Source organism: Citrobacter sp. CK189 (assembly GCF_030333505.1).
Classification (GTDB): Bacteria; Pseudomonadota; Gammaproteobacteria; order Enterobacterales; family Enterobacteriaceae; genus Citrobacter_B; species Citrobacter_B koseri.
Map to the genome: position 1 here is coordinate 101,673 of NZ_JAOWFV010000035.1, position 15,350 is coordinate 117,022.

The 15,350-nt window shown below is 55.7% G+C and carries 16 protein-coding genes; 14 read left to right on the plus strand and 2 right to left on the minus strand.

Features of this window, described 5'->3' with window-relative positions; translation table 11 throughout:
- Positions 1 to 172 precede the first annotated feature (172 nt).
- From OGV83_RS04745 to agp, 14 genes are all read left to right on the plus strand, one after another.
- Positions 173 to 538, plus strand: a complete 366-nt coding sequence (locus tag OGV83_RS04745; RefSeq protein ID WP_047457658.1) for a hypothetical protein — start codon at positions 173 to 175, stop codon at positions 536 to 538.
- Between the two features lie 48 nt (positions 539 to 586).
- Complete coding sequence (locus tag OGV83_RS04750) at positions 587 to 2,473, plus strand: cytochrome c biogenesis protein CcdA (RefSeq protein WP_286463208.1); 1,887 nt, start codon at positions 587 to 589, stop codon at positions 2,471 to 2,473.
- Positions 2,470 to 3,093 carry a DsbA family protein gene (locus OGV83_RS04755; RefSeq protein ID WP_115609403.1) on the plus strand — a complete coding sequence of 208 codons (624 nt, stop codon included), beginning with the start codon at positions 2,470 to 2,472 and terminating at the stop codon, positions 3,091 to 3,093. Before OGV83_RS04750 ends, OGV83_RS04755 begins: the two co-directional genes overlap by 4 nt.
- A complete protein-coding gene (locus OGV83_RS04760; RefSeq protein WP_286463209.1) occupies positions 3,083 to 3,589 on the plus strand; it encodes a protein disulfide oxidoreductase in 507 nt (168 codons plus the stop codon). Before OGV83_RS04755 ends, OGV83_RS04760 begins: the two co-directional genes overlap by 11 nt.
- A gap of 182 nt (positions 3,590 to 3,771) precedes the next feature.
- Positions 3,772 to 4,587 carry a Na(+)-translocating NADH-quinone reductase subunit C gene (locus OGV83_RS04765; protein WP_286463211.1) on the plus strand — a complete coding sequence of 272 codons (816 nt, stop codon included), beginning with the start codon at positions 3,772 to 3,774 and terminating at the stop codon, positions 4,585 to 4,587.
- 349 nt (positions 4,588 to 4,936) lie between these two features.
- A complete protein-coding gene (locus OGV83_RS04770) occupies positions 4,937 to 6,823 on the plus strand; it encodes an FTR1 family iron permease (RefSeq protein ID WP_012132915.1) in 1,887 nt (628 codons plus the stop codon).
- A 40-nt stretch (positions 6,824 to 6,863) separates the two neighbouring features.
- Complete coding sequence (locus OGV83_RS04775; RefSeq protein ID WP_012132914.1) at positions 6,864 to 7,391, plus strand: iron transporter; 528 nt, start codon at positions 6,864 to 6,866, stop codon at positions 7,389 to 7,391.
- Positions 7,392 to 7,494: 103 nt separating this feature from the next.
- Positions 7,495 to 8,874 (plus strand): Fe-S-containing protein, encoded by a 1,380-nt coding sequence (locus OGV83_RS04780; RefSeq protein ID WP_000119836.1) that lies wholly within the window; start codon positions 7,495 to 7,497, stop codon positions 8,872 to 8,874.
- Between the two features lie 2 nt (positions 8,875 to 8,876).
- On the plus strand, positions 8,877 to 10,160 hold the full coding sequence (locus tag OGV83_RS04785; protein ID WP_071258253.1) for an ABC transporter permease: 1,284 nt from the start codon (positions 8,877 to 8,879) through the stop codon (positions 10,158 to 10,160).
- Positions 10,150 to 11,280, plus strand: coding sequence for an ABC transporter permease (locus tag OGV83_RS04790; RefSeq protein WP_000729219.1), 1,131 nt, complete (start codon positions 10,150 to 10,152; stop codon positions 11,278 to 11,280). The genes OGV83_RS04785 and OGV83_RS04790 overlap by 11 nt, the downstream gene beginning before the upstream one ends.
- A 4-nt stretch (positions 11,281 to 11,284) precedes the next feature.
- Complete coding sequence (locus OGV83_RS04795) at positions 11,285 to 11,980, plus strand: ABC transporter ATP-binding protein (protein ID WP_000117262.1); 696 nt, start codon at positions 11,285 to 11,287, stop codon at positions 11,978 to 11,980.
- On the plus strand, positions 11,967 to 12,452 hold the full coding sequence (locus OGV83_RS04800; RefSeq protein WP_012132911.1) for a TlpA family protein disulfide reductase: 486 nt from the start codon (positions 11,967 to 11,969) through the stop codon (positions 12,450 to 12,452). The genes OGV83_RS04795 and OGV83_RS04800 overlap by 14 nt, the downstream gene beginning before the upstream one ends.
- Before the next feature lie 24 nt (positions 12,453 to 12,476).
- A complete protein-coding gene (locus tag OGV83_RS04805) occupies positions 12,477 to 12,962 on the plus strand; it encodes a hypothetical protein (protein ID WP_000874189.1) in 486 nt (161 codons plus the stop codon).
- 121 nt (positions 12,963 to 13,083) lie between these two features.
- Positions 13,084 to 14,325 (plus strand): bifunctional glucose-1-phosphatase/inositol phosphatase, encoded by a 1,242-nt coding sequence (gene agp, locus OGV83_RS04810; protein WP_286463213.1) that lies wholly within the window; start codon positions 13,084 to 13,086, stop codon positions 14,323 to 14,325.
- Positions 14,326 to 14,361: 36 nt separating this feature from the next.
- Here the strand turns inward: agp and OGV83_RS04815 are convergent, their stop codons facing one another.
- Positions 14,362 to 14,589: a YccJ family protein gene (locus OGV83_RS04815; RefSeq protein WP_047457633.1), complete on the minus strand. Its 228-nt coding sequence runs from the start codon at positions 14,587 to 14,589 to the stop codon at positions 14,362 to 14,364.
- 20 nt (positions 14,590 to 14,609) lie between these two features.
- Positions 14,610 to 15,206 (minus strand): NAD(P)H:quinone oxidoreductase, encoded by a 597-nt coding sequence (wrbA, locus tag OGV83_RS04820; RefSeq protein ID WP_012132908.1) that lies wholly within the window; start codon positions 15,204 to 15,206, stop codon positions 14,610 to 14,612.
- Positions 15,207 to 15,350: the final 144 nt, after the last annotated feature.

Sequence of the window (15,350 nt, forward strand, 5' to 3'; positions counted from 1 at the left end):
TGTTAAGTGTAGGGTAAACCCGAAAGATGCGTATGAAAACAGCAAAATCATTATTAAAACTAATGCGTTTCGCCTGTAATAAGCGGGGCGATGCCGACATAACTTTACAGCGCAAAGGTTGCTAAAACCTTGTCAGTGGCTAAGATAACTCGCGTCAATCAGTGAGGATGTCATGGCGAAACGTCAACAACTGGGATGGTGGTTCCTCTGCCTGGCATGTGTTGTGGTGATAGTGTGCACCGCGCAGCGCATGGCGGGTCTGCACGCCTTGCAGATGGCGCCAGCCGCGACGGCGGTCGTCACTCAGGCGGATAGCTCGTCTGCTGATGATGCCTCGCCCGTGACGCCATGCGAACTCAGCGCGAAATCATTGCTTGCCGCGCCGCCCGTGTTGTTTGAAGGGGCGATTCTCGCGCTGTGTCTGTTGTTGTCCCTGCTGGCGCCCGTACGCGCCGTACGCCTGCCATTCTTTCCACCGCGAGCAATCTCGCCTCCCACACTCAGAGTCCATCTACGCTTCTGCGTATTCCGTGAATGACAGTCTGGCCGTTGCTGACTGTTAATTACCTGTTCACGGAGAAAAAATATGATCACTGTTTTCAGGCAGACTTTGTGCTGTCTGTTATTGCTATGGCTGCCCGTCTCGTGGGCGGCAGAAAGCGGCTGGCTGCGCTCGCCGGATAACGACCATGCCAGCGTCCGCCTGCGCGCGGACACGTCCCCGGAAGGCGAAACCCGGCTACTGTTGGATGTAAAACTGGAAAACGGCTGGAAAACCTACTGGCGTTCGCCGGGGGAAGGGGGCGTGGCGCCCGCCATTGCCTGGAAAGAAAATATGCCTGCGGTTGACTGGTTCTGGCCGACGCCGTCGCGCTTTGACGTCGCCGGTATGACCACTCAGGGTTATCACCACCGCGTGACCTTCCCGATGGCGGTTCGCGGTCCGTCACCCGCGATGCTCAGCGGCGTGCTGACCTTGTCCACTTGCAGCAATGTCTGCCTGTTGACCGATTACCCCTTTACCCTCAAACCTTCGGCGCATGACCCGGCGTTCGCGCATGACTATGCCCAGGCGATGGGGCAGATCCCGCTCTCCCGGGGGCTGACGCAGACGCTCAGCGTGGGCGCTCGTCCTGGTGCGCTGGTGGTTGAAGCCACGCGTGTCGGAGGCTGGTCATCGCCAGCATTGTTTCTCGACGCCGTTGATAACGCTGATTTTGGCAAGCCGCAACTGCGTGTTGAGGGCGAAAAACTGCTGGTGACGGTTCCTGTCAGCGACGGCTGGGGAGAAGGGGCGCCCGATTTGCGTGGTCAAACGGTCACGCTGGTACTGGCGAATGACGGCGTGGCTCAGGAAAGTACCCTGGCGATCGGCAGTACGACGGCAAAAATGGCCGATAGCGCCGAACTGCCGCTCTGGCAGGTGATGTTGATGGCGCTGGCGGGTGGGTTAATTCTCAACCTGATGCCCTGCGTGCTGCCCGTGCTGGGGATGAAGCTCGGCTCGATTCTGCTCGTCGAAGAGAAAAGTCGTCAGCGGATACGGCGGCAGTTTCTGGCGTCGGTTGCCGGGATTATTGCCTCTTTTATGGCGCTGGCGATGCTAATGACCGTTCTGCGGCTGACCCATCAGGCGCTCGGGTGGGGCATTCAGTTCCAGAGCCCGTGGTTTATCGGGTTTATGGTGCTGGTGATGTTGATCTTCAGCGCCAGCCTGTTCGGGCTGTTTGAATTCCGTCTGCCTTCCGCGATGACGACCCGACTTGCCACCCACGGCGGCAACGGGATGGCCGGTCATTTCTGGCAGGGCGCGTTTGCCACGCTGCTGGCGACGCCGTGCAGCGCGCCGTTTCTCGGGACGGCCGTTGCGGTGGCGTTGACGGCCTCCTTCCCGGTGTTATGGGGGCTGTTTCTGGCGCTCGGGGTGGGGATGAGCCTGCCGTGGCTGTTTGTCGCGCTACGCCCTGGTCTGGCGCTGCGCCTGCCGCGTCCCGGACGCTGGATGAACGGATTGCGGCGCGTACTGGGCGTTATGATGCTCGGTTCGGCAATCTGGCTGGCGACGCTCCTGCTGCCGCATCTGGGATACGCGACAAGCAGCCCGGCGAAAGAGCGCGTCGTCTGGCAGCCGTTGAGCGAACAGGCGATCCAGGACGCGCTTGCGCAGCACAAACGCGTATTCATTGACGTTACCGCTGAGTGGTGCATTACCTGCAAGGTCAATAAGTACAACGTGTTACAGCGAGAAGAGATACAGGATGCGCTGCAACAGCCGGATGTTGTCGCATTGCGCGGCGACTGGACGCTGCCTGCGGATGACATCACCAACTTTTTGAAAAAACGCGGCCAGGTGGCTGTGCCGTTTAACCAGATTTATGGCCCCGGTTTACCGCAGGGTCAGTCATTGCCCACGCTGCTGACGCGCGATGCGGTGCTGCAAACGTTGCGCGATGCGAAAGGAGTTACGCCATGAAATATCTGATGATTATGCTGTTAGCGCTGTTTACCGGTCTGAGCGCGGCGAAAGAACCCGCGCCGTTTACGCCGGAGCAGGAAAGGCAAATTGAAGCGCTGATCCAGGAAGCGCTGTTTAACGATCCTGCCAGCCCACGGATAGGCGCGGAGAAGGCGACGCTGACGCTCGTCAACTTTACGGACTACAACTGTCCGTACTGCAAGCAGCTTGATCCGTTGCTGGAGAAGATCGTGCAAAAGTATCCGCAGGTCGCGGTAGTGATTAAGCCGCTGCCGTTTAAGGGCGAAAGCTCGGTACTGTCGGCGCGTACCGCGTTAACCACCTGGCGTGAGCATCCGCAGCAGTTTTTAGCGCTACATGAGAAACTGATGCAGAAAAAGGGCTACCACACCGCCGCCAGTATTAAACAGGCGCAGGAAAAGTCCGCCGCCACGCCGGTTACGCTGGATGAGAAAAGCATGGAGACGTTGAGCACCAATCTGCAACTTGCCCGGCTGGTTGGCGTTCAGGGGACGCCGGCAACCATCATTGGCGACGAGATGATCCCCGGTGCGGTATCGTGGGAGACCCTTGAGGCAGTGGTGAAAGAAAAACTGGCGGTGGCCCATGCTCAGTAAACTGCGCCGCTGGCTGCGTGAAGGCGCGATCTTACTGGTTCTGCTGGCTGGCGTGATAATCCTGCTGGATGTCTGGCGTTCTCCGCAGATGCCGGCCATGTTTGACAGCACGCCGCTGCATACGCTGGACGGGGAAACCGTAACGCTGGCGTCGATCAGTGAAGAACGCCCGGTGCTGCTCTACTTCTGGGCGAGCTGGTGCGGTATCTGCCGTTTCACCACGCCGGATGTCGCCCGTTTGCAGTCGGAAGGGGATAACGTCATGACCATCGCGCTGCGTTCCGGTAATGATGGGGAGGTTTCCCGCTGGTTATCGCGTAAAGGGGTGACGTTCCCCGTCGTGAATGATAGCGGCGGTGAGATATCACGAAACTGGGAAATCAGCGTCACGCCAACATTGGTAGTGGTGTCGAAGGGGCAGGTGGTAACCACGACCAGCGGCTGGACCAGCTACTGGGGCATGAAGTTACGTCTGTGGCGGGCAGCCATGTTTTGATAGCGTGCCGGGGAAACCCGGCATTTTTTAACCCATTGTCAGGATGTGTAAAACGAGCGGAGAGCGTGTTTTCTGTTATTTTTACTGCTTTTTTACCGACGCCAGTTATTATTTTTTACCGCTGCCTGACGTTGCAAACCTGAATTGATAATGGCATATCTGTTTTAATTGAATGAAAGTCTGTGATACGTTCAGGCGATTTTTTCGATTTCCATTTTGACAGGGATAACAATTCAATGCGCAAGGGTAAAATTATTGTTGCATCAATGATGGTGCTTTGTGTCCTTATTTTTGTTGCGGCGGCGGCATGGTTTATGCTGTTCCAGGGAGAAATGACGGAGCCGACAGGGGAGGAAAAACAGGCGGCGATTTTACACGCAGCGGGCCTGATGAAATCAGAGGCCCAGGATAAAAAATCAGTCGAAACGCTCTATCATCGTTATATTATTCAACGCCATGTTAATTTAGATTCCGGCGAGCTGGTGGCTGACAGCAGTGCGGACGCCGCACGTCAGAAGTGTGAAAAACTCGCCCCTGAACGCGACCCAGCGCAGGTTCGTCAGCGCTGTACGGTGGCGGATGTGTTCTTTGTGAAAGATAAAAATAATGAAATTCAGCAGGTTATCATTCCGGTTACCGGTAAGGGCGCGAAATCCATGATGCATGCGTTTCTTGCTCTGGGGCTGGACGGTCGTACGGTGAGAAATCTGTATTATTATCAGCAACGGGAAACGCCGTTTCTGGGGGCTAGGGTGGAAGACGCCAGTTGGCGCAAACAGTGGCCAGGGAAACGATTATTAGATAACAGCGGACATCCTGCATTGAAAATAGTACAGGATAAACCTGAACATGCCGATGAATATACCGTTGACGGTATTTCCGGTGCGACGTTGACATCAACCGGCGTTGAGAAAAGTATTAACTACTGGATGGGGCCGCAGGGATATGGTCAATTCTTACAGCGTCTTGCCAGCGATCGAAATAGCCTTAATCTTTGAATATTGCTGTACGCAATAACGCGTTTTATTTCTGCCTGCCGACAATGAATGACATCACTGTCGGCAGGGGAATTTATTCCTCTGTTACCGCGCCTGCCTTGCCGTTAATTCCATGAGAAAAACAGGGAGATAACGTCCCTTTTATCAACGCATAATGTGTGTGTTCATCACGATTTGATGAAATAAGTTTACATAACTTGTCGTCTGCTGACATTTTTATGATCCAGGTCATGTACAACGCGACAAAAAGATATAATGATAATAATTATCATTTGTATTCTTTGGCGGTGTGCACGTGCGTAACTTCCGTAACTCTTTGTTGGTTACTCTCTTTGGCTTGTTTATAAGCATGAGTGTCTGGGCGTCGACGAATTATGCGCCTTTGATTGAAGATATCGAGCAACGTCTTGATAAAACAGCGGAACTTTATCAGCAACAGCATACCGACGAGGCGCGCCGCACGGTACAAATGGCCTATTTTGAGGTGTTCGAGAACCTGGAAGGGCCGATCCGCATCAACATTTCCGCGCGCAAAAGTTACGAGATGGAGAGCGCATTCGGCGAGATCCGTCGAATGATTGGCGAGAAAAAACCGCTCGCTGACGTTCAGGCGCGCATTGACTGGCTGAAAGCCGCACTGCGCGAAGTGGAACCGGTGCTGGATGGCGGACATCGTCTGGTGGCCGAAGAGCAGCACAACGCGCTGTCCAGAGACGACATTGCCGTTCACTGGCAGGAGAGTTTCAGGACGATCGACGATCTGCTGGCGCAGGCGGTCACTGAATATCAGGCCGGGAACTACAGCGTTGCCAGTCAGCACGTTCAACAGGCGCACTATCAGGGCTTTAAGAACTCTGAGATGGAGATGTCCCTCAGACAAAACCGTTCTGCAAAAGATGCCGCCGCCATTAACCAACAATTCTCATCCCTGATTGCGCTGACCGCGCAACCTGACCATCTCAACGATGTCTCCTATCAGGTCACTACGCTGCTACAGGATATCGAGGATATCTTACCCGGCTTGCCAACCACCCGTGACGATCAGCAGGTTGCCGCAGCGCAAAGCGCAGACAACATTCCGGCGGCGGACGAGGGAAATAACCGCACCGACTGGGCTGAGGTGACGACGGGAATTAACCAGAGCATTCAGGACGCGATAGCGCGCTATCAGGGCGGCGATGCGAAGAATGCGATTCTGGATATCCAGGATACCTACTTCGACCGCTTCGAAGCCAGCGGCATGGAAAACAAAATCGGCTCTCGCGATTCGGCATTTAAAACCACGCTGGAGGCGTATTTTACCCGCCTGGTCAGTCTGATGAAGGCCGGTCAGCCGGTTGAGCGCCTGAATGCGGAGGCCAGCGCGCTGGCGCAGGATCTGCAAAAAGCCGTGACGATGCTGGGCGAAGGCGAAGAAACCCAGTGGAGTCTGCTGCTCTATAGTCTGATGATCATCGTGCGCGAGGGGCTGGAAGCGCTGCTGATTGTGGCGGCAATCGTGGCTTACATGGTGAAAAACAACCATCAGGATAAGCTGCCGCTTATTCGTCAGTCGGTAATTGTGGCGCTGATCGCCAGCGTTATCACCGCCGCTATCTTCCAGATGCTGTTTACTAACTCCGGCGCCAGCCGTGAACTGCTGGAAGGCATAACGATGCTGATTGCCGTCGTGATGCTGTTCTTTATGAGTTACTGGCTGCTGTCCAAAGTGGAAGCGCGCCACTGGAAAGCCTGGCTGGAAGGCAAACTGTCTCATTCCCTGTCGCGAGGCTCCCTGGTCGGACTATGGCTGACCAGCTTCCTGGCGGTGTACCGCGAAGGGGCGGAAACGGTGCTGTTCTATTACGCTCTGATTGGCGATGCAAACACGGTATCCGGCCATATGGCGATTGGCGCCGGTTTTGTGATTGGCTGTGTGGTGCTGCTGCTCGCCTGGTTGGTGATGCGTTACTCAGTGGTACGCCTGCCGCTGAAACCCTTCTTTATGTTTACCGGCAGTTTCATGTATCTGATGGCCTTCGTCTTTGCGGGCAAAGGCGTTCTGGAACTGGTGGAAGGCAAACTGTTCCAGCCTACGTTGATTAACGGCTTCCCTGAAATCAGCTGGCTGGGGATTTATCCCTACGTGGAAACGTTGTTACCGCAGGTCGTATTGCTGCTCGCGGCGCTGGTGGCGCTGTGGGTGATGCGGCGCAAAAGCGCGGTTCCCGGGGAGACGATAAAAAATAACCCATAATCGTTGTATAGCCGTTGTTTTAGACGAGAGGATACGTTTGATGACCATGAAGAAAACCCTGATCGCCAGCGCAGTGATGGCCAGTATTTTCACTGCGCCAGCCGCGTTTGCTTTTAAAGAGTACCCGGCAGGCGAGCCTGTCACCATGAATGAAATGGAGCTGGCGGCCGTTTACCTGCAACCGATTGATATGGAACCGCGCGGCATGGGCTTACCGGCAGCAAAAGCCGATGTTCACCTTGAAGCGGATATCCACGCTGTAGAAGGCAATAAAAACGGCTTTGGCGCAGGGGAATGGATCCCGTACCTGACCATCAGCTACACCCTGGTCAACAACGACACGGGCGAAAAACAGGAAGGCACCTTCATGCCGATGGTTGCCAGCGATGGCCCGCACTATGGCGCGAACATCAAAATGATGGGCGTGGGCAACTATAAAGTGACCTACCACATTGAACCGCCGTCAAAAGCCGGGATGCATCGCCATACTGACAGCGAAACAGGCGTAGGCCGCTGGTGGAAACCGTTTGATGTGAGCTACGAGTTTAAATATGTCGGTCTGAACTAAAACCGACTAACCAACGCGCCTGGAGGATTCCCCCTTCTGGCGCGTTGGTCAGACCGATCATATGCCCGTCGCCTAATTCAACCCGCCGTACAGAGTCGAAGTTATGAGTTACTTTTTCGTCACGACGCTACAGGTCTTTTTCTGCATTGCGCTTCTTTCCGGTGTTCTCTGGAGTCGAAACGATCCTCCCTCTTTACGTCCACTGACCTGGACGCTGCTGACCGGGCTGATTGCCGGCGTGCTGGCGGGACTGTTTATTCACGGCAGCCAACCGGTACAACTGCTGCTGGTTGGGGCGGAGGTCATGGTATCGCTGCTGTTTGTCCTCAGTTTCTGGTGGGCTTCAACGCGTATCCGCTATCTGTGGCAGGGGATTCTGATTTTCGGCGCTGCCCGCCATTGGGCGCTGGACCCTAATCTGGGCGGGTTGACCAGTACGCATGTGCTGAATACTGACCTGCTGTTAAACCTGACGGCCGTCGTTCTCGCTTTTGCGATTCTCTGTCTGGCGGGCGTACTCTGCGCGATGTTGCTGCGGCGTATTCGCGGCCTGTACTGGCCGTTAACGCTGATTCTGCTGGTGATGATCTGGCTGCCGTTGAGCGGCAACCTGCTGCTGTTGCTGATGAAATTACAGGTTGTTCCGCTGGGTAAATCACTGCTGAGCTTCGTGGCGAAAGTCACAAATAACACGGCGCTGTATAACTGGGCGGGAGCCGCGCTGCTGCTGGCCCTGGCGCTGTGCTGGCTTCCGGCGCTGTTGCGGGCTTTTCGACAGACGCGGGAAACAGAAGAACCGATCGCTCACCGTCTGGCGCTGGCGCAGCGTCGCAACGCTTTGCGGCTGTGGCTGGTCACAATCGGTTGCGCGGTGGTCGTTATCGCAGGCCAGCTGTGGTGGGATAAAGTGGCCTCGCAGCCGCCGCAACTCTCTGAAGCCGTGCCCGTAACGCTGGGGAGCGATGGCATGGTGCGCCTGCCGGTCGAACAGCTTCGTGACGGTAAACTGCATCGTTTCGTCTGGGTGGCGGACGATGGCAAAGCGGTGCGCTTCTTCGTGATTAACCGCTATCCCGACAAGCTGCGTTTTGGCGTGGTGTTCGACGCCTGCCTGCTGTGCGGCGATCAGGGTTATGTCATGGAGGGCAATCAGGTCATCTGCGTCGCCTGCGGAGTGCATATTTTTATTCCGTCTATCGGCAAGGCCGGTGGCTGTAACCCGGTGCCGATTGAAAACTGGCACAATGATGAAAAAGAGCTGGTGATCCCCGGTAAAGAACTGGCGACAGGGGTGAACTACTTCTCGACGGTCATGACTATTAAAGTGACCGATCCGGTCGATGGTTCAACGTTGACCAATACCTCAGCCGATTACAAATACAGCTATGGCGGCAAGACCTGGTTCTTCTCGTCAGAGGCTAACTATGAACGCTTCCGTGAAACGCCGGAGCAGTTTGTTCCTGCCGACATGAGGGAGGAATAATCATGCTGTGGCGGATGTTACGACAATCCTGGGGGCGCAATTTACGCCGCAAAGTGCTGGCGATAATCACCGTTTTTCTGGCCTCCAGCCTGATCTCGGCGCTGCTGGCGGTGTCCATTGATATCGGCGACAAAATGTCCAGAGAGCTGAAGTCTTATGGCGCGAACATTTTGATTGAACCCGCCGGACAGGCTGCGCTGCCCGCGCTGTTTAGTGAGAGCAGTAATCCGCTTTCCGGCCAGGATTTTCTTGATGAAGCCGAACTGCCGAACATCAAAGATATCTTCTGGCGAAACAACATTGTCGGGTTTGCGCCGATGCTCGGCGGCGAAGCCAGCGTGGAGGGAGAACCGGTGCGGATTCTGGGCACCTTCTTCAGTCAGTCAGTGGATATTCCTGATGAAGAGGGATATGAGACGGGGCAGAAAACGGTCAGCCCTTACTGGCAGGTGACCGGCGACTGGCCGCAGGAACCCGCAGGCGCAGAGCCGCAGACCTTAGTCGGGCACGCGCTGGCGCGGCAAATGGGCTGGAAACCCGGTGATAAGCTGACATTACGTACCGAAGGCGAAGCGGTGCAGGTTACCGTCAGCGGTATCCTCTCCAGCGGCGGCGATGAAGATAACCAACTGGTGATGCCGCTAAGTACGGTACAGCACCTGCTGGGGTTACCCGGAAAAGTGCAGGCGATTCGCGTCTCGGCGCTGACGGTGCCGGAAAACGAGCTGTCCCGCCGCGCGCGGGAAAACCTGGACGCGCTCAATGCCGAAGAGTACGACCTCTGGTATTGCACGGCCTATGTGTCGTCGATCGCGCATCAGCTGGAAGAGGCGATTTCCGGCGCGGAAGTGCGCCCGGTATGGCAGGTCGCGGCGTCCGAAGGGGTGGTGATCGATAAAATTCAGCTGCTGATGGCGGTCGTTACCGTCGCGGCGCTGGCGGCTTCCTCAATGGGGATCGCCTCGCTGATGACCAGCACCATTATGGAACGCGCCAAAGAGATCGGTTTGATGAAGGCGCTGGGTGCGCGACAGTGGCAAATCATGCTGCTGTTCTACCTGGAAGCGGCGTCCAGCGGGCTGGCTGGCGGCGCGCTGGGATGTATTGCCGGGTGGGGGCTGGCGAAAGCGATTGGCGTCATGCTCTTCGACGCGCCGCTTAATTTTGCCTGGATTGTGGTGCCGTGCGTACTGGTGATTGCGGTACTGATTGCGTTGATCGGCACCTGGTTCCCGGCCCGGCGGATCGCCCGACTGTATCCTGTGGAGGTGCTGTATGGCCGCTAAACGTACCATGCTCTGGCTGCTGGTGTGGCGGGCGCTGCGTCTGCGTTTTCAGCGGGTCAGCGTGGTGTTTGCCGCGCTGATGGTGGGGGCGACCATCGTGACGGCGCTTTCTGCCGTCTGGTTCGACATTAACACCAAAATGAGCGAAGAACTGCGCACCTTCGGCGCGAATTTTTACATCGGGCCGGGGCACGGTTCCAGTATGCCGCAGCAGGAGTTGCAGAGCATTCTCGATCAGGCGCCGCAGGGGCTGGTGCATGGCGCCAGTCCGTGGTTGTACGGCATGGCGCGTACCGAGCTGGAAAAAGTGGTGATGGTTGGCGTGTGGTTCGAGTCGCTGCAAAAACTGGTGCCGTACTGGCAGGTCACCGGTAGCTGGATTGGCGTCAGCTTTGACGACCGTAATGCAATGATCGGCGTCAAACTGGCGGAGCGCCTTAACGTGCAGCCGGGCGACAGCATCACGCTGGTGGATCACAATCAGCGTAAGAATTTGCAGATTAAAGGCATTGTGGAGTCTGGCGATGCGACGGACAACATGCTGATCGTCAGCCTCGACGTGGCGCAGGCCTGGCTGCATCAGCCGGGCAAAATCAGCCACGGCTTGCTGAGCGTCAGTAACGATGTCGGCCAGGTGGAGAACTACGCCAGCCGGTTGCAGGCGCAGTATCCTGACCTGGAGATTCGTCCGGTGCGTAAGGTCTCTGCTTCCGAAGGGCAGGTGCTGGATAAAATTAAAGGTCTGATGGGACTGGTCTCGATCGTGATTCTGGCGCTTTCTTCGCTGTGCGTGAATACCACGCTGATGGCGATTGTCGGCGAGCGGGCGCGCGAGTTTGCGCTGCAAAAAGCGCTTGGTTCCAGCAACGGCGATATTGTGCGGCAAATTCTGCTGGAAACCAGCATCATCGCGCTGGCGGCGGTGGCGTGCGGCTGGGTACTGGGATATTTGCTGGCGCAACTGTTGGGATTAACGGTGTTTAATGCCGCCATTTCGCTGCGTCTGCCGGTGTTGCCCATTACTCTGGTGTTGTCTTTACTGGTCGCCATTCTGGCGGCGATTGTTCCGGTGCGACGCGCGGTAAGCGTCGAGCCTGCTAAAGTGCTGAAAGGAGAGTAGCGCCATGTCCGTTACGCATATCCCTCAGGTGGCGATCGAAACCCGCCACTTATACAAACGGTTCGGTGACGTTACCGCCCTGGATGACATTAATCTGCGCATTGCGCAGGGTGAATTTGTCGCCATTATGGGCGCTTCTGGTTCTGGTAAAACCACGCTGATGAATATTCTGACGTGCCTTGATACGGCGACGGAAGGGCAGGTGTTTCTTGACGGCACCGATGCCGCCGCGCTGGATGAAGAGGGGCGCCGTCGCTTTCGCGCCGAGAAAATCGGCCTGGTATTTCAGCAGTTCCATCTGATCCCGTTCTTAACTGCGCTGGAAAACATCATGCTCGCCCAGCATTACCACAGCGTGGTGGATGAAGCGGCGGCGAGGAAAGTGCTGGAGCAGGTAGGGCTTGGGCATCGTGTGACGCACCTGCCGAGCCAGCTTTCCGGTGGTGAGCAGCAGCGTGTGTGTATCGCCCGGGCGCTGGTCAACGAACCGCCGGTTATTTTCGCGGATGAACCGACGGGCAACCTGGATGAAGAGAATGAGCAGCGGGTGCTGGATCTGCTCACCGATCTGCATCGTCAGGGGCGCACTATTGTGATGGTGACGCACAACCCTGCGCTTGGGCAGTTTGCCGACCGTATTCTGCGGCTGCAACACGGTAAATATCTGGGTGAGGAGGCCAATCAACATGCGCTGGCATAATGTGCTGTTACTCGCGGCGGCGATCCTGATAAGCGGGTGTAAAGAAGAAAAGCTGGCGGTCGGGGCACCGGCCCCGGCGCTGGCGGCGTTTGATCTGCAAGGCCAGGAGTCAGGCCTTGAACGCTGGCAAGGAAAGGCGGTGTACCTGAATTTTTGGTCTGCGGGATGCGGGGGGTGCCTGGCGGAAATGGACACGCTGGAAGCGCTGAGCAAAAAATGGGGCGATAAAGTGGTGGTTGTGGCGGTCAATACCGACCCTGAAACGGTCAGGATCAACGATCTGCTGGCAAAACATCAGATAACCTATCCGGTGGTGCGCGATCAGCTCAACATTACCCAGGAACGTTATCAGGTGATCGGCACGCCGACCTCCGTACTGATTGACCCCGAAGGACGCGTTCTGGAGCTACACCAGGGTATGCGTAAGCCGCCTGAGTTAGAGGCCACGTTTGCGCGCCTGGCGGCGCGATGAACGACGCGTACGGAGAGATACCCAATGGCATTTATCTGGAACGACGAAAGCCTTGCGATTCTGCGGGAAAACGCGGGCATCCTCACGACAGAGCAGATAGCGCAACTGCTTCACACTAATATTACCGCCGTGCGGAATATGGCCTATCGGCTGAAACTGAGCCTTCGGGTGACGGCGTATAATCACCGACGCATAGCGCAGGTTCAGGCGCTTTATGCCTCTGAGACGTTGAGTCTCAAAGAGATCGCGGCGAAAACGGGGCTGACGGCCAGTACCGTGCAATATATCGTGTACGTGAAATCAAAAAATAAGCCCTACGCCACCACGGAATATGTCTCTTTTGAAACGGAGAACGCCGTTCATTACCGCGTGCAAAAAGAATTTGTCGATACGGAGCGTTCCCTGCTGGACAACATCTCTGATAACACGCGATTTCGTGAACTGTATCTGACGGACGGCACTTTTTATTGCGCCCGCAATATTAAGTATGAGGTTTTTATCTCGGAATAACCGGAACACGCTGACCTGCCGGTTATCTTCTGGAATCTCCCGTTTTGCGAAACCGTTCCCGGAAAAATGTCATATTTCTGTCACACTCTATGAGGATTGATAACAACAAGAGGTTGTAGGGATGAAAAAATTGATACTCGCCGCCGCTGTGGCAGGGGCTGTTTTATTGTCGTCCGCCGCGCAAGCGCAGACAACGCCGGAAGGTTATCAACTGCAACAAGTGTTGATGATGAGCCGACACAACTTGCGCGCGCCGTTGGCCAATAATGGCAGCGTGCTGGAGCAGTCCACGCCGAATCAGTGGCCGGAGTGGGATGTGCCCGGCGGGCAGCTCACCACGAAAGGCGGTGTGCTGGAAATTTATATGGGCCACTACATGCGAGAATGGCTGGCGGAGCTGGGGATGGTCACGTCAGGCGAATGCCCGACGCCGGACACGGTATATACCTATGCCAACAGTCTGCAACGCACCGTTGCGACGGCACAATTCTTTATCACCGGCGCTTTCCCTGGGTGCGACATTCCGGTACATCATCAGGAAAAAATGGGCACGATGGACCCAACGTTTAATCCGGTGATCACCGATGACTCTGCGGCGTTTAGCCAGAAAGCGGTGCAGGCGATGGAAAAAGAGCGCAGCCAGATGCAGCTTGACGACAGCTATCAGCTGCTGGCGCAGATGACGGACTACAAAGATTCACCGTCCTGCAAAGAAAAACAGCAGTGTTCGCTGACCGAAGCCAAAGACGCCTTTAGCGCGAAGTATCAGGAGGAGCCTGGCGTTTCGGGGCCGCTGAAAGTCGGCAACTCGCTGGTGGATGCGTTTACGCTGCAATACTACGAAGGTTTCCCGATGGATCAGGTCGCCTGGGGCGAGATTAAATCCGATCAGCAGTGGAAAGTCCTGTCAAAGCTGAAGAACGGGTATCAGGACAGCCTGTTTACCTCGGGTGAAGTGGCGCGCAACGTCGCCAAACCGTTGGTCAAATATATTGATAAAGCGCTGGTGACTGACCGTAGCAGCGCGCCGAAAATTACCGTTCTGGTGGGGCATGACTCGAATATTGCTTCGCTGCTGACGGCGCTGGATTTCAAACCCTACCAGCTGCACGATCAGTACGAACGCACCCCTATTGGCGGCAAGATTGTGTTCCAGCGCTGGCATGACAGCAAAGGCAATCGCGACCTGATGAAAATCGAATATGTGTATCAGAGCTCGCAGCAGTTGCGTAACGCGGACGTCCTGACGCTGAAATCACCGGCGCAGCGCGTCACGCTGGAACTGGCGGGATGCCCGATAGACGCAAACGGCTTCTGTCCTCTTGATAAGTTCGATAACGTGTTGAACAGCGCGGCAAAATAGCAGAGGTTCTCCCCCGCGCAGGCGGGGGAGAAAAGGTCAGACATTTTTACGTTCGATGGTTTGTTCGCCCCAAAATAGCGAATCTTTATCCGTCTTCTCAAAGGCTTTAAGCAACACTTCGTCGCTGCCTTCCTCCCAAATTTTTTCAGCCAGTTTCTCGTCATACTTCGCGACTTCAAAAATGGCTTCGGCTATTTCTGGTGATGTATTACGCAGACTTGCCCATTCGCCGACGTGATGAGCCTTCGCTTCTTGAGTTGGCATTCGAATCCTCCTGTTGAAGATTAGCCGTTGAGTTTTACTGCCAGACCTGCAACATATTCACCCTGATAGCGAGCGATAGAAAGTTCTTCCTGGCTTGGCTGGCGTGAACCATCGCCCCCGGCAATCGTGGTGGCGCCGTATGGCGTACCGCCGCGAACCTGCGAGACGTCAAACAGTTCCTGCGCGGCGTAACCGATAGGGACAATCACCATGCCGTGGTGAGCCAGCGTGGTCCAGGTTGAGGTAATGGTTTGTTCCTGACCGCCGCCGGTGCCTGTCGAGCTGAATACGCTGGCGAGTTTTCCATACAGCGCGCCGGATGCCCACAAACCGCCCGTCTGGTCCAGGAAGGTGCGCATCTGGCCTGACATATTGCCAAAGCGCGTCGGCGTACCAAAAATGATGGCGTCGTAATCAGGCAGTTCCTGCGGGGTTGCGACTGGTGCGTTTTGTGTTTTACCTCCGGCCTTTGCGAAGATTTCAGGCTGCATCGTTTCCGGTACGCGTTTGATAACGACTTCTGCGCCGTCCACTTTGTTTGCCCCTTCCGCCACCGCATGCGCCATGGTTTCGATGTGTCCGTACATGGAATAATAAAGCACCAGAATTTTTGCCATTTTGCACTACTCCTCGAGTTAACCGTGTCCGTAGCGATTCGCTACCTCTATTTAAAGATATGACGTCCTGGAGAGAGTGCAAATATCACAACCATTTCTTTGATTTATAACAAGATTTATCAGCGTCGTTTTTGTTGCAAAATG